Annotated in this window: 19 protein-coding genes and 1 tRNA gene; 14 read left to right on the plus strand and 6 right to left on the minus strand. The window is 71.5% G+C overall.

Annotated features, from left to right (window positions below):
• Positions 1–293: 293 nt before the first annotated feature.
• On the minus strand, positions 294–1,895 hold the full coding sequence (gene purN / locus DJ74_RS04870; RefSeq protein ID WP_094526527.1) for a phosphoribosylglycinamide formyltransferase: 1,602 nt from the start codon (positions 1,893–1,895) through the stop codon (positions 294–296).
• Between the two features lie 168 nt (positions 1,896–2,063).
• Between purN and purB the strand changes: the two genes are divergently transcribed.
• The 6 genes from purB to DJ74_RS04900 all read left to right on the plus strand — a co-directional run bounded on the left by purB (position 2,064) and on the right by DJ74_RS04900 (position 7,955).
• Positions 2,064–3,503 carry an adenylosuccinate lyase gene (gene purB, locus DJ74_RS04875; RefSeq protein ID WP_094526528.1) on the plus strand — a complete coding sequence of 480 codons (1,440 nt, stop codon included), beginning with the start codon at positions 2,064–2,066 and terminating at the stop codon, positions 3,501–3,503.
• A 97-nt stretch (positions 3,504–3,600) separates the two neighbouring features.
• Positions 3,601–3,915 carry a zinc ribbon domain-containing protein gene (locus tag DJ74_RS04880; RefSeq protein WP_094526529.1) on the plus strand — a complete coding sequence of 105 codons (315 nt, stop codon included), beginning with the start codon at positions 3,601–3,603 and terminating at the stop codon, positions 3,913–3,915.
• Between the two features lie 112 nt (positions 3,916–4,027).
• The gene (locus DJ74_RS04885) at positions 4,028–4,912 is read left to right on the plus strand and encodes a sensor domain-containing protein (RefSeq protein WP_094526530.1); all 885 of its coding nucleotides are present in this window, start codon (positions 4,028–4,030) and stop codon (positions 4,910–4,912) included.
• Positions 4,913–4,964: 52 nt separating this feature from the next.
• Positions 4,965–5,639: a hypothetical protein gene (locus DJ74_RS04890; protein ID WP_094526531.1), complete on the plus strand. Its 675-nt coding sequence runs from the start codon at positions 4,965–4,967 to the stop codon at positions 5,637–5,639.
• A gap of 8 nt (positions 5,640–5,647) precedes the next feature.
• Positions 5,648–6,328, plus strand: a complete 681-nt coding sequence (locus DJ74_RS04895) for a metal-dependent hydrolase (RefSeq protein WP_094526532.1) — start codon at positions 5,648–5,650, stop codon at positions 6,326–6,328.
• A 76-nt stretch (positions 6,329–6,404) separates the two neighbouring features.
• Complete coding sequence (locus DJ74_RS04900; protein WP_094524573.1) at positions 6,405–7,955, plus strand: NAD(P)/FAD-dependent oxidoreductase; 1,551 nt, start codon at positions 6,405–6,407, stop codon at positions 7,953–7,955.
• 14 nt (positions 7,956–7,969) lie between these two features.
• Here the strand turns inward: DJ74_RS04900 and DJ74_RS04905 are convergent, their stop codons facing one another.
• A complete protein-coding gene (locus tag DJ74_RS04905; RefSeq protein ID WP_094524574.1) occupies positions 7,970–8,563 on the minus strand; it encodes a PAS domain-containing protein in 594 nt (197 codons plus the stop codon).
• A 212-nt stretch (positions 8,564–8,775) separates the two neighbouring features.
• Here DJ74_RS04905 and DJ74_RS04910 point away from each other — a divergent pair, with 212 nt between their 5' ends.
• Entirely contained in the window at positions 8,776–9,612 is an 837-nt protein-coding gene (locus DJ74_RS04910) for an alpha/beta hydrolase (protein WP_254922140.1), read from the plus strand.
• Between the two features lie 293 nt (positions 9,613–9,905).
• Here DJ74_RS04910 and DJ74_RS04915 read toward each other — a convergent pair.
• The 3 genes from DJ74_RS04915 to DJ74_RS04925 form a co-directional block, all read right to left on the minus strand.
• A tRNA-Ala gene (locus DJ74_RS04915) sits at positions 9,906–9,977 on the minus strand.
• Positions 9,978–10,069: 92 nt separating this feature from the next.
• On the minus strand, positions 10,070–10,627 hold the full coding sequence (locus DJ74_RS04920) for an SRPBCC family protein (RefSeq protein WP_094524575.1): 558 nt from the start codon (positions 10,625–10,627) through the stop codon (positions 10,070–10,072).
• A 458-nt stretch (positions 10,628–11,085) separates the two neighbouring features.
• Entirely contained in the window at positions 11,086–12,138 is a 1,053-nt protein-coding gene (locus DJ74_RS04925; RefSeq protein ID WP_094526534.1) for a M42 family metallopeptidase, read from the minus strand.
• A gap of 171 nt (positions 12,139–12,309) precedes the next feature.
• Here DJ74_RS04925 and DJ74_RS04930 point away from each other — a divergent pair, with 171 nt between their 5' ends.
• The 7 genes from DJ74_RS04930 (at position 12,310) to DJ74_RS04960 (ending at position 18,609) form a co-directional block, all read left to right on the plus strand.
• The gene (locus DJ74_RS04930) at positions 12,310–12,567 is read left to right on the plus strand and encodes an MTH865 family protein (protein WP_094524577.1); all 258 of its coding nucleotides are present in this window, start codon (positions 12,310–12,312) and stop codon (positions 12,565–12,567) included.
• Positions 12,568–12,686: 119 nt separating this feature from the next.
• Positions 12,687–13,382: a J domain-containing protein gene (locus DJ74_RS04935; RefSeq protein ID WP_094526535.1), complete on the plus strand. Its 696-nt coding sequence runs from the start codon at positions 12,687–12,689 to the stop codon at positions 13,380–13,382.
• 47 nt (positions 13,383–13,429) lie between these two features.
• A complete protein-coding gene (locus DJ74_RS04940) occupies positions 13,430–14,194 on the plus strand; it encodes a metallophosphoesterase (protein ID WP_094526536.1) in 765 nt (254 codons plus the stop codon).
• A gap of 104 nt (positions 14,195–14,298) precedes the next feature.
• Positions 14,299–15,339: an NAD(P)-dependent alcohol dehydrogenase gene (locus DJ74_RS04945; protein WP_094526537.1), complete on the plus strand. Its 1,041-nt coding sequence runs from the start codon at positions 14,299–14,301 to the stop codon at positions 15,337–15,339.
• Between the two features lie 72 nt (positions 15,340–15,411).
• Complete coding sequence (locus tag DJ74_RS04950) at positions 15,412–16,830, plus strand: hypothetical protein (protein WP_094526538.1); 1,419 nt, start codon at positions 15,412–15,414, stop codon at positions 16,828–16,830.
• 107 nt (positions 16,831–16,937) lie between these two features.
• Positions 16,938–17,420, plus strand: a complete 483-nt coding sequence (locus tag DJ74_RS04955) for a hypothetical protein (protein ID WP_094526539.1) — start codon at positions 16,938–16,940, stop codon at positions 17,418–17,420.
• A 22-nt stretch (positions 17,421–17,442) separates the two neighbouring features.
• On the plus strand, positions 17,443–18,609 hold the full coding sequence (locus DJ74_RS04960; RefSeq protein ID WP_094526540.1) for a thiamine pyrophosphate-dependent dehydrogenase E1 component subunit alpha: 1,167 nt from the start codon (positions 17,443–17,445) through the stop codon (positions 18,607–18,609).
• Between the two features lie 22 nt (positions 18,610–18,631).
• Here the strand turns inward: DJ74_RS04960 and DJ74_RS04965 are convergent, their stop codons facing one another.
• Positions 18,632–19,945: an NAD(P)/FAD-dependent oxidoreductase gene (locus DJ74_RS04965; RefSeq protein ID WP_094526541.1), complete on the minus strand. Its 1,314-nt coding sequence runs from the start codon at positions 19,943–19,945 to the stop codon at positions 18,632–18,634.
• Positions 19,946–20,084 lie beyond the last annotated feature (139 nt).

Below are 20,084 nucleotides of genomic sequence, written 5' to 3' on the forward strand. Positions count from 1 at the left end.
CTCCAAAGCCCCAGCCGCGACGACTCGCGCGGCTTGTTGCGCTCCTCGCTCAGTCGCTGACACTCCTTCGCTGCGGTGCTTACTGCGCCGTGCTTCGTCCTCGCGGCTGCCCCTTTGAGTCCCACCCCGCCCGCACCGCAACCGCACCTCACACCTCCCCAGCCTCGCGGTTCGCGCTCTGCGAGCGCTCACCGCGTCCCTCGCGGGCTGGCTCGCGGCCGCCGGTGGCGGCCGCTCGCAGGCGCGCCGACCGCATCCGTCTTTTATAAGTAATCCTCGCCGTCGCTCACCGGTCAGTCGTGGCGGAAGCAGCGCGACCCGGTGAACGCCATCGCCATGTCGTGCTCGTCGGCGGCGGCGATCACGTCCTCGTCGTTGACGGAGCCGCCGGGCTGGATCACGGCCCCGATCCCGGCCTCGGCGGCCTCCTCGATGGCGTCCGGGAACGGGAAGAAGGCGTCCGAGGCCATCACGGCGCCCGCGGCGGACTTGCCCTCGGCGTCCTTCTCGGCCTTCATCGCCGCCAGCGTCACGGCGTCGACGCGCGACACCTGCCCCATCCCGACGCCGACCGTCTCGGTGCCGGTCGCGAACAGGACCCCGTTCGACTTGACGTGCTTGAGCGTCTTCCAGGCGAAGACCATCGTCTCCAACTGCTCGTCGGTGGGTTCACGCTCGGTGACCACCTCTAGGTCCGCGCCGGTCGGCGACTGGCGGTCCCGCTCCTGCACGAGGCGGCCGCCGACGATCGGCTTCTCCGTGAACCGCTCGGCGAAGCGGTCGTCGCCCTCGCCTAGCGGGCCGACGTCGAGCACGCGGAGGTTCCCCTTCTCCCGGAGCACGTCGAGCGCGCTGTCGGTGTAGCCGGGCGCGACGACGACTTCCTTGAACGAGTCGGCGACCGCGGTCGCGGTGTCGGCGTCGCACTCGCGGTTCAGGGCGACGATGCCGCCGAACGCCGACTTCGCGTCGGTCCGGAGCGCGCGGTCGTACGCGTCCGCGAGCTCGTCGCTCGTCGCGCAGCCGGCGGGATTCGTGTGCTTGATCACGGCGGCGGCGGGGTCGTCGAACTCCTTCACGAGGTTCAGGGCGGCGTCGGCGTCGTTGTAGTTGTTGTACCCCATCCCCTTCGAACCGGGGTTCAGCCGGTCGGCGCCGACGACGCTCGCCTCCTCGCAGCCGTCGTCCGCGTAGAGCGCGGCGTCCTGGTGCGGGTTCTCGCCGTATCGGAGCGTCGCGGCGCGCTCCTCGGAGGCGAACCGACGCTCCGGGAAGTCGCCGCCGGCGTCGCCCTCGACGGTCACGCCGACGGCGTCGCTGCCCTCGCGCTCCACCGTCACGCGGTCCTCGGCGAACCACCGGACCGCCCGCGGGTACGCCGTGAACTCCGCGTCGCGGAGCACCCGGTCCTTCAGCGAGTCGGCGTCGTCGTCGCCGTAGACGGGGACCGGCTCCTGGGTGACGATCGGGCCGTCGTCGATCGCCTCGGTGACGACGTGGACGGTACACCCCGTTGTCCGAACGCCCGCGTCCAGCACCTGCTCGTGGGCGTCCATCCCGGGGAACGCCGGGAGCAGCGAGGGGTGGACGTTCAGCGTCGTCGGCGCCGCGTCGAGGAACTCGTCGGTGAGCACGCGCATGTACCCGTCGAGGCAGACGAGGTCGAAGTCGTAGTCGGCGAGCCGGTCTAAGATTCGTCGCTCGTGGGACGCGCGCGACTCCTCCCCCTCGCGCTCGACGACCTCGGTCGGGATCCGGCGCTCCGTCGCGGCCTCCAACACGGGCGCCTGCTCCCGGTTCGTCAGGACGACCGACAGCTCCGCGCCGCCCGGCGCGGCGTCGGCGATGTGTCTGAGGTTCCGCCCCCGGTTGCTCGCGAGTCCGGCGAACTTCATACGCGAGTGGTCCGACCGATCGCGTATATCGATTGCGGTCCGGGGCGCCAGAGTATCCACGTTTGCGGATAGGATCGCCCGACCGGTCGCGAAAAGTGGGCTCACCTATCCACGTCCGTGCGCCACGCCATCGACACGTTTTTGCTGGCTCCGGGGGCAGTCGCGGACATGACGGACCACGCCATCTCGGGCCTGTCGCGGTCGGACCCCCTCGCGGCAGTCTCGCCGCTCGACGGGCGATACGCCTCGCGGACCGCGCCGCTGTCGCCGTACGCCAGCGAGGCCGCGCTGATGCGCGCCCGGACCCGCGTCGAGGTCGAGTACCTGATCGAGCTCGCCGCGCTCGACGAGACGCCGATCGCGCTCGATGACGACGCCGAGGCGGCGCTCCGCGACGTCTACGAGTCGTTCTCCGCCGAGGACGCGCGCCTGATCAAGGCGCTCGAAGTCGAGGGCGCCGAGGGGTACGCCGCGACCAACCACGACGTGAAGGCGGTCGAGTACTTCCTGCGCGTCCGGCTGGACGAGGCGGACGACTCCGGGGCGGTCGACGACGCGGAGGCGCTGTACCCGTGGGTCCACTTCGGGCTCACCAGCGAGGACGTTAACAACCTCGCGCACCGGCTCCTGCTCAAGCCCGCGGTGAGCGAGGTGCTCGTGCCCGCGATCCGGGAGGTCCGAGACGCCTTGGTCGACCTCGCCCAGGAGCACCGCGGGACGCCGATGCTCGCCCGCACCCACGGCCAGCCCGCGACGCCGACCACGTTCGGCAAGGAGATGGCGGTGTACGCCTCTCGGCTCGGGCGCGCGCTCGGCCGCGTCGTCGTCGCGAACGGGGACCTCTCCGGGAAGCTGGCCGGCGCCTCGGGCACGTACGCCGCTCACGACGCCGCCTACCCCGACGTCGACTGGCGGGCGTTCTCCGAGTCGTTCGTGCGCGGGCTCGACTTGGAACACACGCCGCTCGCCACGCAGGTGAACCCCTGCGACGACCTCGCGGCGCTGTTCGACGCGCTCCGCGGCGTCAACAACGTGCTCCTCGACCTGGACCTGGACGCGTGGCTGTACGTCTCCGACCGGTACCTCGGCCAGCGGACCGTCGAGGGGGAGACCGGCTCCTCGACGATGCCGCACAAGGTGAACCCGATCGACTTCGAGAACAGCGAGGGGAACCTGTCGAAGGCGAACGGCGACCTCACCTTCCTCGCGGACTACGTGACTGGCTCGCGGCTCCAGCGCGACCTCTCGGACTCCACCGTCAAGCGCAACGTCGGCGCCGCGCTCGCGCACTGTCTCATCGGCTACGGGAAGGCCGGGAACGGGCTCGCGAAGGTCGTCCCGAACGAAGCGGTGATGGGCGAGGAGCTGGCGGCGACCCCCGAGGTGATCGGCGAGGCCGTCCAAACGATCCTCCGACGCGAGGGCGACACCGACGCCTACGAGCGGGTGAAGGAGCTGACGCGCGGCCGGTCGGTGACGCTCGACGACTTCCGCGATCTGTTCGCCGACCTCGACGTCGACGAGGACGTGCGCCGGGAGCTACAGGCGCTGACGCCCGCGGGGTACGTCGGCGTGGCCGACGGACTCGTCGACGAGATCGACGAGTAGGCGTCGCGGTCGCGAGGGACGTCGCGATCGAGAGAGACGTCGCCGGCGTCGCACACCCCCACAAGAGGTTTGTCGGTCGCGCGTGCAGGTAGGGCTGATGCCCTCCGAAAACGACGACGACGTGGAGTACTCCGTCTTCGGCAACGACTCGGCCGACGCGTCGGGAACGCCCGACGATGAGACGCGGACCGATCCGGAAACCGTCGATCTCGGCGGCCGCGACGACGGCTGTCCGAAGTGCGGGAGCGAGGAGACCGAGACGGACGAGATCGCGACGAGCGGCACCGGCCTCACCAAGATGTTCGACGTGCAGAACCGCTCGTTCGTCGTGGTCTCCTGCGCGAACTGCGGCTACTCGGAGCTGTACAAGGGACAGTCGAAGGGGAACGCCATCGACTTCTTCGTCGGCTGAGAGCGACGCGGCGACGTCCGTGGCCGCTCCGCCCCGTAGCGGCGCTTGAGACCGCCACACGACGCCGGGAGCGACCGATTTATGTCGACAGGGGAACCGGTTTCGACCGCGTATGGTCTCCCTCCGTCACCCCTCCGAGCTCCCCGTCGTCGGCGTCGTCGCCGACGGCCGCACGTACAGGCACCTGTTGTACCTCCTGCTCGCCGTCCCGCTCGGGTTCGTCTACTCGGCGGTCTTCACCTTCGGGGTCGCGTTCGGCCTGGCCCTGTCGGTCGCGCTCGTCGGGCTGGTGGTCCTGTTCGCGACGCTGATCGGCGCCCGGCTCGCCGCGGGACTGGAGCGGCGGCTCGCGAACGCGCTGCTCGGGACCCACCTACTGCGCCCGGACGACCTCGCCGCCGCGGACGGCGCGCTCGCGGGCGCCAGGAAGTACGTGGACGCGCCGTCGACGTGGCGGGGGCTCGGGTTCCTCTCGTTGAAGTTCTGGGTGAGCCTGCTCGCGTTCGTTCCCCTCGTCCTGCTCGCGAGCGCGCTGCCGCTGGTCGCCGCGCCGCTTCGGTACCCGTACACGGCCGATTTCGGCGAGGTCAACGGCGAGCCGGTGACGTGGGCGATCGACACCCTGCCGGAGGCGCTGGTCGCGCTCCCGCTCGGCGTCGCCGGCGTCCTCCTCGCGCTCCATCTCGCGAACCTCGCGGCGTACGTCGCTCGGCGGATGGCCCTCGCGCTGCTCGGTCGCCCCGAGCCGTCCGAGCCGCTTCCGGCGGTATCGGTGAGCGGCGACGAGGGCGGGAGCGACGGGGGCAACGGCGACGGCGACGGTGACACGGACGACGACGGTGACACGGGCGGCCACGGGACCGCCGGCAACGGTGACACAGGCGGCCACGGGACCGCCGGCAACGGTGACACGGGCGACGACGAGGCCGACGCCTCCGGCGACTTCGACTTCGTCGACGACCCCGCTCCCGCCGACCGCGACGGCGACGCCCGCTGATCCGGGGACGGCTCCCCGAGCGACTTATTCGGCTGGGCTCGTCAAAGCGGATATGGCACCGACGTTGGTCAACGCCGCGTTCGGCGCGCTGCTCGCGGCCGCCCTGCTCGGCGCCGCGTTCGACCGGCGCTCGGTCGCGGTCATCGTCGTCGCCGCGGTGCTCCCGGACCTCGACGCGGTCGCGAGCCTCGCGGTCCCGGGCGCGACGAACGCCCTCCTCCACGCCGTCTGGCTCCCGCTCGCGGCCGGCGTCGCCCTCTACTGGGACACCGAACTGCGGGACGCCTCCCGGCTCCGCGAGCGGGCGGGGCGACGGGGCGTCCGGGTCGCGTGGGTCGCGCTCGCGGCGTTCCTCGTCGCCGGCGTCGGTCCGGACCTGTTCGGCAGCGAGGGGGTGAACCTGCTGTATCCGCTGGACGACGCCTACTACCTCGTCAGCGGGGGGTTCCTCCTCTCGACGGAGGACGGCGTCGTCCAGACGTTCGTCACGCTCGGGGGCGGGGGCCCTGGGATCCTCCCGCTGGAGGCGCTCGGCACGACGGAGTCGTACGCGATCCCGACGTTCGCGAACCCCGACGGCCGCCCGGGGCTCTCGCCGGGCGCCGAGCGCGAACTACACCTCGTCCGGACCGGCTGGCAGCTGGTCGTCGTCGCCGCCGCGGGCGCGCTGCTGGCGGTTCGGTTCCGGTGGGAGACCGACGACGACCCGGAGGCGATCCGGAGGTGACCCGATAGATGGTCTCGACGGTGGTCCACGCCGGGTTCGCGGTGCTGCTCGCCGCCGGGCTGCTCGACGACCGGTTCGATCGGCGGGCGATCGCGGTCCTGCTCCTCGTCCTCGTCGCCCCGGAGGTCGACAGCTTCCTCGGCCCGTTCATGTCGGGCGCCCACCGGACCGTCGGCCACACGCTCGTGATCCCCGGGGTCGCCGCGCTCCTGTTGTACTACGACACCCGGGCTCGGGAGACCTCGCTCGCGCGCGACCGGCTCTCGGCGCGGTGGGTCGCCGTTGCGTGGGCCGCGCTGTTCGCGCACGTCTTCGCGCACGTGGCGCTCGACTGGGTGCACCTCGACGGCGTGAACTACCTGTGGCCGCTCCGCGATCGGTTCCTCCGGCTCGAGGGGGAGATCCTGTTCTCGACCGCGGACGGGTTCGTCCAGACGTTCGTCGACCTCCGCGTCGACTCAGAGACCGGGGCGCGCACGGTCGACGCGGGGACCACGGGGACCACGGAGACCGTCCATATCAACAACCCCGTCCAGCCGCGCGATCCCGACGAGGCGATCGAGGAACCGGTCGAACGGATATTCCCGGTCGCGAACGCCGGCTGGCGGCTCTACCTGGTCGTAACGGGGCTCTTCGCGCTCGCCGCCCGACGACTGCAGGACCGGACCCCACCGGAGGGCGAGTCGTGAGGGGGCCGCGGTCGGGGTAAAAGGCCCACATAGTATGGCGGGGCAGTGAATCCCTCGGAGACCGTACGGCCTCGCGATGAGCCCTCGTTCACGCGACGACGAGCGCCTCGCCGGCGAGGAGATCGCCGTGGTCGGCGCGGGGTTCGGCGGCCTCTCCGCCGCCGCGTACCTCGCCGACGCCGGCGCGGACGTGACGGTGTTCGAGCGCAACGAGCATCCGGGGGGGTACGCCGGCCGGATCGAGCGCGACGGCTTCCGGATCGACACCGGTCCCTCGTGGTACCTCATGCCGGAGGTGTTCGACCGCTTCTTCGGTCACTTCGGCCGGTCGACCGAGGAGTTCTACGAGCTGACCGAGCTGGACCCCCTCTACGAGGTCGTCTGGAAGGACGGCGACCGCGCGACGATGCCCGCGGACCGGGAGGGGCAGAAGGCGCTGTTCGAGTCGTACGAGGCGGGCGCCGGCGACCGGCTCGACGCGTACCTCGACGACGCCGCGGAGGCGTACGACCTCGGGATGGACCGGTTCGTCTACCCGAGCCGCTCGCGGCTCCGGGACATGGTCGATACGGACGTGTTGCGGTCGGGGCGCGCGCTCCCGAAGCTCCGGACGATGGACGACTACGTCGGCGACTACTTCGACCACGAGAAGCTGCGGCAGATCGCCGAGTACAAGCTCGTCTTCCTCGGCGGGTCGCCGTACAACACGCCGGCGATCTACACGCTGATGAGCCACGTCGACATGAACCTCGGCGTCTATCACCCGACCGGGGGCATCGCGAGCGTCGTCGACGGGATGGCGGCGCTCGCGACCGACCTCGGCGCCGAGATCCGCACGGGGACGCCGGTGCGCGCCATCGACCCCTCGGTCGCGGCGGTGGGACCGAAGTTCGACGTGGAGACTCCCGGGGCGACCGGCCGGTTCGACCGCGTGGTCGCGAACGCGGCGCCGCCGCACGTCGAGCGCGACCTCCTCTCCGACGAGCACGCGCGCCGCGAGGCGTACTGGGAGTCGCGGACGTACGCCCCCTCGGCGTTCCTCATGTACTTCGGCGTCGAGGGCGACGTCGACCTCGACCACCACGCGCTCGTGTTGCCGACCGACTGGCGCCCCCACTTCGAGAAGATCTTCGACGACCCGGCGTGGCCCGACGACCCGGCGTACTACGTCCACGTCCCCTCGAAGACGGACCCGGAGGCGGCGCCCGAGGGCCGCGAGGCGGTGTTCGCCCTCGTCCCGCTGGCGCCCGGACTCGACGACGACCCGGAGACCCGCGAGCGCTTCCGCGAGCTGGTGCTCGACGATCTGGCCGAGCACGCCGGCGTCGACTTCCGCGACCGGGTGGTGTTCGAGGAGACCGCCTGCGTCTCCGACTTCCGCGAGCGCTTCAACGCGCCCCGGGGCACCGCGCTCGCGCTCTCGCACACGCTCGGGCAGACCGGGCCGCTCCGGCCGGCGCATCGCGCCCCGGGCGTCGAGGGGCTCTACTACGTCGGCGCGTACACGAACCCCGGGATCGGGATGCCGATGTGTCTGCTCAGCGGCGAACACGTCGCCGAGGCCGTGATCGAGGACGCCGGCGGCGGGGTGTTGCCGTCGGTCGTGCCGACCTCGACGCTCCGGTAGGGGCGTTCGGGAGCTCAGCGCCCTGCGCCGCTCCCGTCGACCGCCTCTTGCACGGCGACCCAGTGCGTGATCGTCCCGTCGTCGCCCGGGAGGGGCCGGAGCGAGACGCGATTCAGGAACGGGGTGCCGTCGCGCCGGTGGTTCCACAGCTCGACCGTCACCGGCTCCCAGATCGACACCGCCTCGCGGAGGTCGGCGACGGCCGGGTCACTCGTTTTCGGCCCCTGTAACAGCCGCGGGTTGCGCCCGCGGAGCGCCGCGAGCGAGTAGCCGGTGAGCTCGCGAGTCGTCCGGTTCGCGTACAGGATCGGGGTGTCGCGGTACGCCGGCCCGCAGAGCGTGACGCCGAGCGGCGCGTCGTCGAGGAGCCGAACGCGCTCGATCAGGCGCCGACCGCGGTCGGTGAGGTCGTCCGAGTCGGCGATCGCGGCGGGCAGGGCCGCCTCCGAACGCGTCCGCGGGAGCCGGTGCGGGTCGAGCCCGCGCCTCGCGGAGGCGTCGCTGCCGTCGGTGGCGTCGGGGCGATGGCCGAGGAGGTCGCGGAACGCGCTCCGGGCGGACGCCTCGTCGCACGCCAGGAACTCCAGAATCGCTTCTCTGAGACCCATCGCGCCGTCAGAAGTCCCTGCCGGTCGCGTGCAGCAGGCCGTCCGGGCGGTCCGCCGTGACCTCGTGCGTCGACATGCAGTGATCCACGGGAGCGTCCCGCATCAATCCGCGGTAACACCCACGTCAGTCGCCGGCCCCGTGGGAGGCGGAGACTAAAAGAGCGGTTTGGGAATCCCGACCCGTTATGCCGGACGGCGCGGAAGGGCGACGCGTGCAACGGAACATACAGCAGGCGAGTCGACCCCGCGGGCTCGCCACGGAGACGTGCACGCTCTCGGACGGCCGGACGCTCGCCTACGCCGTCGGCGGAGACGAGGGCGGGACGCCGGTCGTCGCGCACCACGGAACCCCGGGGTCGCGGCTGTTCGCGGCGCTCCTCTCCGAGGCCGCGGCCGGGGAGGGCGTTCGCCTCCTCGTTCCGGACCGACCGGGCTACGGGCGTTCGTCGGCGCCGCCGGTCGGCTGGGAGTGGCGCGACTGGCGGGGAGACTTAGGGGCGCTCCTCGACGCGGAGTCGGTCGACGACGCCGGGGTCGTGGGCTTTTCCGGCGGCGGCCCGTTCGCGCTCGCGGCCGCGGCGGACGAGCGGGTCGATCGCGTCGGGCTTGTCAGCAGCGTCGTGCCCCCGTCCGATGTCGGCCTCGTCAAGCTGTCGCGGATCCCCCTCGCCGTCCGCGTCCTCTTCCGGCTGTCGGGCGCGTACGCGTCTGTGGCCGGCCCCGAGGCGGTCGTCGGTCAGTACACCGACCGCTCGGTGTCGGAGGCCGTCTCGCGGGCGGTCGCCGACGACTTCCGCGAGGCCCTGCGGCCGGGAGCGAAGGCCGTCGCCCGGGAGAACCGGTGGTTCGGCGACGAGTGGGCCGGCCTGGACCGGCCGTCGGCCACCGTCCGCGCCTGGCACGGGACCCGCGACGAGAACGCGCCGCTATCGGCGGTGCGAGCGTTCGCGGATGAGACCGACGCGGGGCTCGCGACCTCCGAGACCGACCACCTCGGAACCCTCCTCGACCGTCAGAGCGAGGTGTTGCGGTGGGTCAGCGGCGCGTGACGGAATTCGAACCGCGATTAGAGTAGCGTCGCTGGCGGAACAACGAACACGGACGGACTCGCGGGGGTCCCGNNAGTCGAGTGGACTCGCGGGGATTTTGAACCGGAGCCAGACGTGCTCGCTCACTCCGTTCGCTGCGCGCGACTGGCAGGGTTCAAATCCCGGCTCGTTGCAGTGTCGCGCCGCTCGCGGTGTTGCTCGCGGCGCAAAAACATGGACTCGCGGGGGTCCCGTGAGTGAAACGAACGGGACCACGCGAGGGAACGACTGAACGACCGAAGGGAGTGAAGGAGTGGACTCGCGGGGATTTGAACCCCGGGCCTTCCCCGTGCCAGGGGGATGATCTACCACTGATCTACGAGCCCTCGTACGCGTTCCATCGTTCCCCGCTGGATATATTAAGGCCTTCGACTCGGCGACGGCGGGGACACCGCGTCGCACGCGGACCGCCCGCTCCTCAGATCCGTTCGGAGTCGACGTACACGTCGAGGTCGACGTTCCGGGTCGACCCCTCTAGGTCGCGGACGGCGCGCTGGACGACGCGCTCGGCCTCGGTACGGATGAGCGGGACCGCCTTCTTGACCACCCAGTCGAAGGAGACGAGCCGCGGGAGGTCGAGCGCGTCCGGGCTGGCCGACCCGGGGTCGAACTCGACTTCGAGCGCGACCTCGCAGACCGGCGAGTCGGCGGCGTCGGTCTCGGCGTCGCCGTCGGACTCGGGGTCCGGCCCCGTCGATGTCACGCGCCAGCGCCCGCCGGCGTCGATATCTTTCGTGATCTCCCAGTCGATCCGCTCCGGCGGCTCGACGCCCGTCACCCGCGAGTGGGCCGTGTAGGTGATCTTCCACCACGCGAACCGGAGCGCGTAGCGGGTTCCGGGGCCACCGTCGCCCTCGATCGTCCGCACGTCGTCGAGGTACTTCGAGTAGCGGGCGTACCCCGGGAAGTCGAGCAGGAACTCGTACACCTCCTCGACGTCGGCGTACACCTCGGTGCTCACGACGAGTTCGTCCACGCAGAGACGTTCGGGCGGCGCGTAATAAGCGGTCCGGCGATGGAACGATTGAGAGGGTTGGATCGGTCGTCCGGTCGGGACAGCGAGTGGGGACAGAGATTCGGCCGCTTGCTTATAAAACGCTGACTGCGCGACGAACGCCTCCAAAGCCCCAGTCGGCTCCGGTCGAGGGGTTCGCTGCGCTCCTCAGTCGCTCGTTTCACTCGCTCCTTGCGGTGTCGCCGGCGGCGAAGCCGCCGGCTGCCCGTGGCGCTACGCGCCACGCTGCTTGCGTCGCCCGTCTTCCCGGAGCCGACTGCCCCTTTGAGTCCCACCCCAACCGCACCGCAACCGCGCCTCGCGCCTCCCCAGCCTCGTCGGTCGTCCTCCGCGTTGCTCCGGACGACCGACTCCCTCGCGCACGCTGCTCGCGCCCGACGGGCGCTCGCAGGTGCGCGCCGCCGCGGAATTGTTTATATTTATAGCGTGTAGTCGTGCTTGCCCGTCTCGGAGTCGAGGAACGCCGTCAACAGGTCGATCGTCGCCGCGACGTCGTCGCCGTCGGCGGTCTCGGTGACGGTGTGGAGGTAGCGCGTCGGGATCGAGATGGCCCCGACGGGCTTCGCGCCGGCGGTGTTCTGGAAGCCGGCGGTGTCGGTGCCGCCCGCGGGCAACACCTCGTGCTGGTGGTCGATCCCCTCCGCCTCGGCCACGTCGGTCAGTCGGCCGTGGACCTTCGGGCTGGTGATCACCGAGGAGTCCTTGAGCTTGATCGCGGTCCCCTCGCCCAGCTCGGTGACGGCGTCGGCCGGCTCCCCGATCTGGGGGACGTCGTTGGCGACGGTGACGTCGAGGGCGACGGCGAGATCCGGATCGATGTCGACGCCGAGCGCATTCGCGCCTCGGAGCCCCACCTCCTCCTGTACGGTCGCCGCGAAGTGGATCGTCACGTCGGGGTCGTCGGTCCGGCGGGCGGCCTCCAGCATCGCGAACACGCAGATCCGGTCGTCGAGCGCCTTGCCGGTCACCCGGTCACCCATCCGCGTCGTCGTCTGGTCGAGCGTGACCAGGTCGCCGACGCCGACGAGCTCGGCCACGTCCTCGCCGTCGCGGCCGAGGTCGATGTACACGTCCGAGACCTCGTCGTCCTTCTCCGTCTGCTCCTCCGTGAGCGTGTGGGGCGGCACGGAGCCGATGACGCCGGTGAGGTCCTCCTCGCCGTGCACGGTGACGCGCTGGGCGCGGAGCACGCGGGCGTCGAACCCGCCGAGCGGGTCGACCTGCACGAACCCCTCGTCGGTGACGTGCCGGACCATGAAGCCGATCTCGTCCATGTGGGCCGCGACCGCGACCGAGTAGTCCGAGTCGCCCTCGACGGTGCCGACGACGTTCCCCATCGCGTCGGTGCGGACCCGGTCGGCGGTGTCGGCGAGCTCGCGGCGGACGATCTCGCGGACGTCGTCCTCGTATCCCGGAACACCGCGGGCCTCGGTCAGCTCTCGTAACAGCTCGAAGTCGAAGTCGAACGACATGCGCGACGGTTGGCGCCCAGCGACAAAGGTGGAGAGGTTCCGGCACGACAGTCGGCGTTCTCCGGAGCGGGCCGCCGACGGTTCGTCGGCGCCGCGTCGTCGTTCGAGAACCTCAAACTCGTTTATCGTTGTTCCGCAACGCTTTTGCGGTGGCTCGCGGGATGGGAGAGTATGAGTGACGTCAGATCGGAACTCCGCGAACAGTTCCTCGACGCCTTCGGCGGCGCCGACTTCCCCGTCGAGAACCAGATGGACCTCGTCCCGGCGCTCCCGAACGGTCCGGCCACGAAGTTCGAGGCCGGCGACGTGAGCCTCACGGCGATGGAGATGGCCGCGAAGCTGGGCAGCGAACAGGAGTTCCCCTACGAGACCCCCGAAGCGCTCGTCGACGACATCCTCGACGGCCTCGAGGCGAAGGGGATCCTCTGACGCCGGCGCTCCTTTTGTCGGTAGTCGGCTCTCGCCCGTAGCGCGCCGCTCGCCGACCCCTCGCCGACCCCTCGCGATCCCGGCGAGGGGTTGATAGGCGACGAGCCGTTATCTGGATCGTGGTCGTCGAGCTCATCAGCGCGGTGCCGCCGTGGATCCTCCTCGGAGTCGCGCTCGGCGGGATCGCCTCCGCCTTCGCGGCGGTCGCCTTCTACCTCGGGAACCGGTTCGTCGCCCCGAGCGTCGCCGCGGCCGGCGACGGCGAGACCGCCGCGGGCGACGAACGACGACGCCGGGAGATCCGCGAGTACCTGACGGCCATCGACGAGCGGTTCCGCGAGGACCACCCGCTCGGCGAGGTGGCCGTCCCCTTCTACCTCCCCGAGCGCGGCGTCGCAATCACGTTCGACGCGCACGACTACTTCCGGCTGGAGGGAGAGGGCGTCTACACCGTCCTCTGCGAGCACGAGATGCCGGGTCGGGGGCTCGGTCGCCGCCTCCCGTTCGACGTTATCGAGCCGGACTGGGGGCCGGACCCGTCGGTCGAACGCGGCGGCCGCGACCCGGTGGCGGCGGCGTTCGCGGAGCTCGACGTCGCCCGCGACGCCGACGCAGACGAGGTGAAACGGGCCTACCGCGAGCGGGTCAAGGAGACGCACCCCGACCAAGGCGGCGACGAGGAGTCGTTCCGCCGCGTCCGCGAGGCGTACGCGACCGCCCGCAACCACGCCGGCGGCGCGGGCGAGGAGGCCGGCCGGGGCCGTCCCGCCGCCCGGACCGATCGTGCCGATTCCCCGGCGGGCTTCGGTCGGTGACGGGGGGCGACCGGTGACGGGGAGCGATCGATGACCGGGGGCGATCGATGACCGGGACCGCGTTCGGCGAGCGCGCGGCCTACCTCGACCGCCACGACGCGCTCGTCGTGGCCGACCTCCACGTCGGCCGCGGAGAGGCCTCCGCGGTGTCGCTCCCGATCGGCGAGCGGGAGGACCTCGTCGATCGGCTCCGGGGACACCTCGCTCGGTTCGACCCCGCCGCCGTCGTCGTCGCGGGCGACGTCGTCCACACGTTCGACCGCGTCACCGACCGGAGCCTCGGGACGCTGGAGGCGCTCCGCGACGCCTGCGAGGCGAGCGGCGCCGCCCTCGAACTCGTCGCCGGCAACCACGACACCGCCCTCGCGAACGCGTGGGACGACCCGATTCACGAGGAGTACCTTCTCGGTCCGGCCCGGCACGGGGAGAGCGGGAGCGGGAACGAGATCGAGAGCGACGATGGCGACGGTCCCCCGCGCACCGTCGTCTGCCACGGCCACGAGGCGCCGTCGACGGCGGCCGACCGGTACGTGATCGGTCACGTCCACCCGACGATCGAGATCGAGGGCGACCGCCGGCCCTGTTTCCTCGACGGCGAGGGCGTCTACCGCGGGGTCGACCTCCTCGTCCTGCCCGCCTTCACCCGGCTCGCCCCGGGCGTGGCGGTCAACGACATGCGAACGGGGGCGTTCGACTCCCCGCTCGTCACCGACGCGGACCGGCTGGCGCCGGTCGTGGTGGACCCCGACGCGAGCGATGCGGAGGGGTCGCTCCGATTCCCGCCGCTGGGAGAGTTCCGCGAGCTGTTGTGAACGCTTTTATCGACGCGGGAGTATTCAGACGATTCGGTTCCATCCGAAGCCGAAGATCTCACCGTAACGAACGTTTATGACGGGGCTGCGAGATAATATGTCACATGCAAGCAGCCAGACTCCACGAGTACACCGACGACATGAGCGAGGGACTCGCGATCGACGAGGTAGACCGACCGCACGCGACGGGCGCGAGCGATGTGATCGTCGAGGTCGAGGGCGCCGGCTGGTGCCAGACGGACAACCACATCATCGAGGGGATGTGGACGGAGTACGTCCCGCAGGAGCTCCCGCTGACCCTGGGCCACGAGAACGCGGGCACCGTCGTCGAGACGGGCGAGGACGTCGAGATCGTCTCCGAGGGCGACCCGGTGATCTGCCACCCGGTCCAGACCTGCGGCACCTGCCGCCCCTGCCGCCTCGGCGAGACGATGCACTGCGAGAACAGCGCGTTCAACGGCCTCACCCACGACGGCGGCTTCGCCGAGTACCTGCACACCAGCGAGCGCTCGGTGATCCCGCTCCCGTCCGGCGTCGAACCGATCGACATCGCGCCCCACGCCGACGCCGGAATCACGGCGTATCACGCGGCGAAGAAGGCGGTCGCCGACCTCAACCCGGGCGACCACGCGGTCGTCATCGGGGTCGGGGGGCTGGGCCACATCGGACTCCAGTGTCTGAGCGCGATGAGCGCGGCCCAGATCACCGCCGTCGACCTCAAGCAGTCGGCGCTGGACCTGGCCGACGGCTACGGGGCCGACCACCTGATAAACCCCTCCGAGTCGGACGTTCCGGCGGAGATCGAGGGGATCACCGACGGCACGGGCGCCGCGCAGGTGCTCGACTTCGTCGGCGCGGACGTGACGACGGGCTACGCGCCCGACATCACCGCCGGCGGCGGCGACCACCACATCATCGGCTACGGCGGGCACGTCCACGAGCCGTCGCAGGCCCTGGTGAACGGCGAGTTCTCCTTCGTCGGCAACATCGTCGGTCGGTACGCCGAGCTCCAGGAGCTGGTCGCGCTCGTCGAGCAGGGCGACGTCGACCTCCACACGAGTCGGTACGACCTCGGCGACGTGAACACGGTCGCCGAGAAGCTCGAACACCGCGAGATCGACGGGCGCGCCGTGATCACCCCCTGAGTCGGGAGCCGACTGCCGAGCGCAGGCCCGACCCGCAGAAGATTTTTATCGATCGTTGTGGAGCCCCCGAGTATGGACCGCAGAGCCCTCCTCTCCGCGATCGGCGGATCCGTCGCCGCGCTCTCCGGGTGTGCCGGAGCTGATCCGGGCGTTGGTCAGACGCCGAACGGGACCGACGACGGGTCGGCGGCGGCCGACGGGGAGCGATCGTCCGGCGGTGACGAGTCCGGCGCGTCCCTCGCCGTCGAGCTCCGAACGGTGTCGCACGTCGTCACCGCGTACGAGCCGTCGCCGAGCCGCGGGATCGACCCGGCGCACGTCGTCCCCGAATCCGAGGTCCCGGCCGCGCTGCGCGACCCCCTCGCCGAGGCCCGCGACGGGCGGTTCGAGACCGACGACCCGAGCGACGCGCTGCTGGCCGCGGTCGACGAGTTCCGCGTGTACGACCGCGGCGAGCTCAGGCCGTACGTCGAGCTGGACGGGACGCGCTACGCGTTCGACCCGAGGCTTCCGACGTTCACCGCGGAGCTCGTCGACGAGGAGGCCGAGGGGGACGACGAGGACCGCGTCCTCCGGGAGGCGGGGCGGCGCGACGATCTCGGCTCCGAGGCCGTCGAGACGTTCGTTACCGCCTTGACGGCGTACGGTCCGAACGCGGCCCGCGGGGAGTACCGCCGGTGCGTCCGCCCGGACGCCGTCGCCGCGTTCCTCGACGAGTACGACTACCTGGAGGACGGACGCGGCGTCTCCCGGATCGAGACGACCGTCGAGAACGAGGAGCCGCCGTACGCGATCACGGCGCGCGAACTGACCGAGAGAGACATGTGGGACCGGCCGGTAGTCGACGAGTCGGCGCTCGACGGCGAGGTGGTGTCGCTCTTCGAGCGCGCGCTGGCGTCGTCGCACCGGGAGCCGGCGTTGACGACTCCCGATCGCAGTCAGTACTTCGCCGACGAGGTGCCGGACGCCTACGGGGACGTCGCCGCGGCGTACGACGAGCCGCCGTATTACCGGCTCGACGGGACCGTGTACGACATTATCGTCGGAGAGCCGCGGTACGACCGACTCCCGGTGTCGGTCTCGGTCGCGGCGAGCGAGAGCGCGGCGAGCGAGGCCCCCGACCGGGGGTTCACCCTCACGGTCGCGCCGGCGCCCGAGAACGCCGACGGCGACGCTGAGGGACCGTACACGTTCACGAGCCGGGGCGCGCTGCCGAGCGCCCTCTGGGTGGTTCACGACGGGGAGCGGACGGAGCTAGATATCGTCGAGACCGAGGGCATCGAGGGGCCGCGGCCGAGTCGCAGCGACGGCGAGTCGCTGGAGTCGCTCGACGCGGGCGACGAGATGGCCGCGACGTACGCGGTCCCCGAGGCGCTCCCCGAGGGCTCGTACGTCAGCCGCGGCCTGTTCCGCGTCTCCTGGGGCGTCCCGGACCAGACGCCGGAGGAACACGGGGCGTACCCGTTCGAGCTGGAGATCGCGGTCGAATGAGCCGAGGCGGCAGTCCGCCCGACGGTCGGGGGAGCCGCCGCGGAGGAGGCTCAATTCGGCGTTTCAGTTACGGGAACCGTTTTGGTTCGCTTCCACGACGTACGAGTATGGACGACTCTCTCCGGACCGAAGCGGGACTCCCGTCGTCGCAGCGGTGGGCGCTGCTCGCCGGCGTCTACGCGTTCGGCTGTGCGACCCTCACGGCGTTCGTGCTCTCCGACGCGCTCGGCCTCTTCGCGGAGGTGATCGGCCTCCCGACCGCGTTCTCGATGCCGCTTCTCGCGACGCCGGCGCTCGTCGTCGGCGCGGTCGTCTGGTGGGCGCTCGTCGAGCGACCGGGGAGCCTCACCTACCCGCGCGGGGCCGCGTTCGGGCTGCTCACCGCGCTCGTCACCGGGGCCCTCTGGACGGCTCGGTTCGCGCTCGTCTGGAGCCCGGAGATGCTCACGGCCGGCCCCGTGCCGCTGCTCATCGGGTTCGTGCTCGGCATGGTCGCCGTCGCGGGCGTCCTCGTCGGTCTCCCGATCACGTACGTCCGCCGGCGCAGCCGGGAGCGGTCGGACGCCGCCGCGACCGCTAACTCCTTGTGACCGGCGCGCACACCGATCGGTCATGGACGAGAACGGCGCCGACGCCGCCGGCTCCCCCGATTCCGCGACCGACCCGCTCGCCGACGCCGACGTTTTCAGGCTGCTCGGGCCGGACGGCAGTCCCCTGCCGGACGCGGCGGTCCCGGACCTCTCCGACGAGCGGTTCCGCGCGATCTACCGCGATCTGGTCGTCACGCGCCGCTTCGACGAGCGGGCGGTCAGCCTCCAGCGGCAGGGGCGGATCGGGACGTACGCGCCCTGCGCGGGACAGGAGGGGTCGGCGGTCGGGTCGACCCACGCGCTCGCCGACCGCGACCTGATAAGCTACCAGTACCGCGAGCACGGCGCGGTCGTCGTCCGCGACCTGCTCTCCGAGTACCTCCCCTACTGGATGGGTCACGAGTCCGGGACCGAGGCGATCGCCGACGGCAACGTGTTCCCGCTGAACATCGGCATCGGAGCGCACCTGCCGCACGCGGTCGGCGCCGCGTGGGCGTTCGACTACCGCGACGAGGACCGGGTCTCGGTCGCGCACTTCGGGGACGGCGCGACCAGCGAGGGCGACTTCCACGAGGCGATGAACTTCGCGGGCGTCTTCGACACGCCGACGCTCTTCTGCTGTCACAACAACGGGTGGGCGATCTCGATCCCCCAATCGCGCCAGACCGCGAGCGAAACCTTCGCCGAGAAGGCGACCGCCTACGGGTTCGACGGCGTCCGGGTCGACGGGATGGACCCGCTCGCGAGCTACGTCGTCACGCGGGAGGCGGCCGAGCGCGCCCGGGCCGGGGGCGAGGGACCGGCGGACGCGTCCGCCGACACCCCCCGCCCCGCCCTGATCGAGTTCGTCGAGTACCGATTCGGCGCGCATACCACCGCCGACGACCCGACCGCCTACCGCGACCCCGACGACGTCGATCCGTGGCGCGCGCTCGACCCGCTCGACCGCATGGAGGCGTTCCTGCGGGAGACCGGGCGGATCGACGACGAGGGCGTCGCGGCGATCCGCGAGGAGGCCGACGACGTCGTCGCCGACGCGATCGACGTCGCGGAGTCGATCGAGGCCGATCCGACCGACATGTTCGACCACGCGTACGCCGACCTCCCGCCCGAGATCCGCCGCCAGCGCGACGAGTTGCTCGCGGCGATCGACGAGCACGGCGAGGGGTCGTTCCACCGAGAGGAGTAGGCGCTGCGGAGCGCGACGCTACTTATAAATAGTCGCCCGCGGCCGCGGCCGCCGTTCGGCCGCTCTCCAGCGCGCCCTGGATCGACGACCACGCCGTGTAGTCGCCGGCGAGAACGACGGGGCCCTCGGGGTCGTCGGGGTCGGGGAGGTCGGCGTGGACGCCGGGCGGCTGCGCGAACTGCGCGAACCGGATCCGGTGGACGTCGAGCGTCTCTAGCCCGTCGAACCCGCGGTCGGGGTACCACGCTTCCAAGGCGTCGCGGACGTCGTCCCGGAGCGCGTCGGCGGGGCGGTCCAGCGACGCCTCGCCGAGGAACGTCGCCGCGAGCAGCGCGCGGTCGTCGGGGGCGTACTCGGGGGCGACCTCCGACATCGGTATCACGGCGTTGGGCGATTCGTCGGCCGCGTTGAGCAGGATCCGCTTCCCGGTCTCGAACGACTCGCCCGCGGGGAGCGCGTACCAGCCGGTGACGTTGGGAACGGCCTCGGTGGGGATCGACTCGACGCCGGTCAGCCGCCGGGCCTCCGGCGGAGTGGCGGCGACGACGACCGCGTCCGTCTCCCGCGTCGAGCCGTCCGCGAGCTCGACGGTGGCCCCCTCGGCGTCGGCGCGTCCCGTGCGGAACGGGATCCGCCCCTGGCCCGCAGTTCGGACCGATTCGACGTCCTCGCCGGTCTCGATCGTCACGCCCGCCTCGCGGGCGCGGGCGGCGAGCGTCTCGGGGATCGCCGTCATGCCCTCGGCGGGGACGCCGATGGCGCCGCGGCCCATCGCGCGGAACGTGTACTCGAACACCTGCTTCGAGGTGGAGAGGCTCCGGTCGAGCGTGATCCCGCCGTAGAAGGGCTCGACGAAGTTGGTCACGTAGTCGTCCGCGAAGCCCCAATCGCGGAGGTACTCGCGGATGGAGTCGTCCCGCCCGGCGAAGAAGTCGCCCTCGTCCCGCTTCGAGAGGTCGTACCGGAGCGCGAGCGTCCGGAGCTTGTCCGAAAACGAGACCTCGTCGTTCAAGAGCGAGGGGATCGCCCCGCGGGGATCGCGGAGGGGGTCCGAGAGGGTCGACCGCGATCCCGGCCGGCAGATCGTCGCGCCGGGAGCGAAGCGCCGGACGTCGAGGGCGTCGGCGTCGAGCTCGGCCGCGACCGCCGGGTAGCTCGTGAACAGCACCTGAAAGCCGCGGTCGATAGTGAACCCGTCGACGGTCTCGGTCCGCACGCGTCCGCCGACATCGGGCCGTCGCTCGTACAGCGTCACGTCCGCGCCCGCCTCGGCGAGCCGGGTCGCCGCGACGAGCCCGGCGAGCCCGCCGCCGACGACGGTGGCGTCTCCGTCCATACGCCCGATTCGGGTCGAGAGCTTATAAGCGGCGGCGAGTCGGACGCGACCCGGCGAGTGCCGACCGGCGAGTCGCGCCGGCGGGGCGGGAACCGGGCCGACGCGCGGTGTGACCGACGCGGTCCGGAGCGCGCGACGG

It is taken from the genome of Halorubrum sp. Ea8 (genome assembly GCF_002252925.1).
GTDB lineage: Archaea > Halobacteriota > Halobacteria > Halobacteriales > Haloferacaceae > Halorubrum.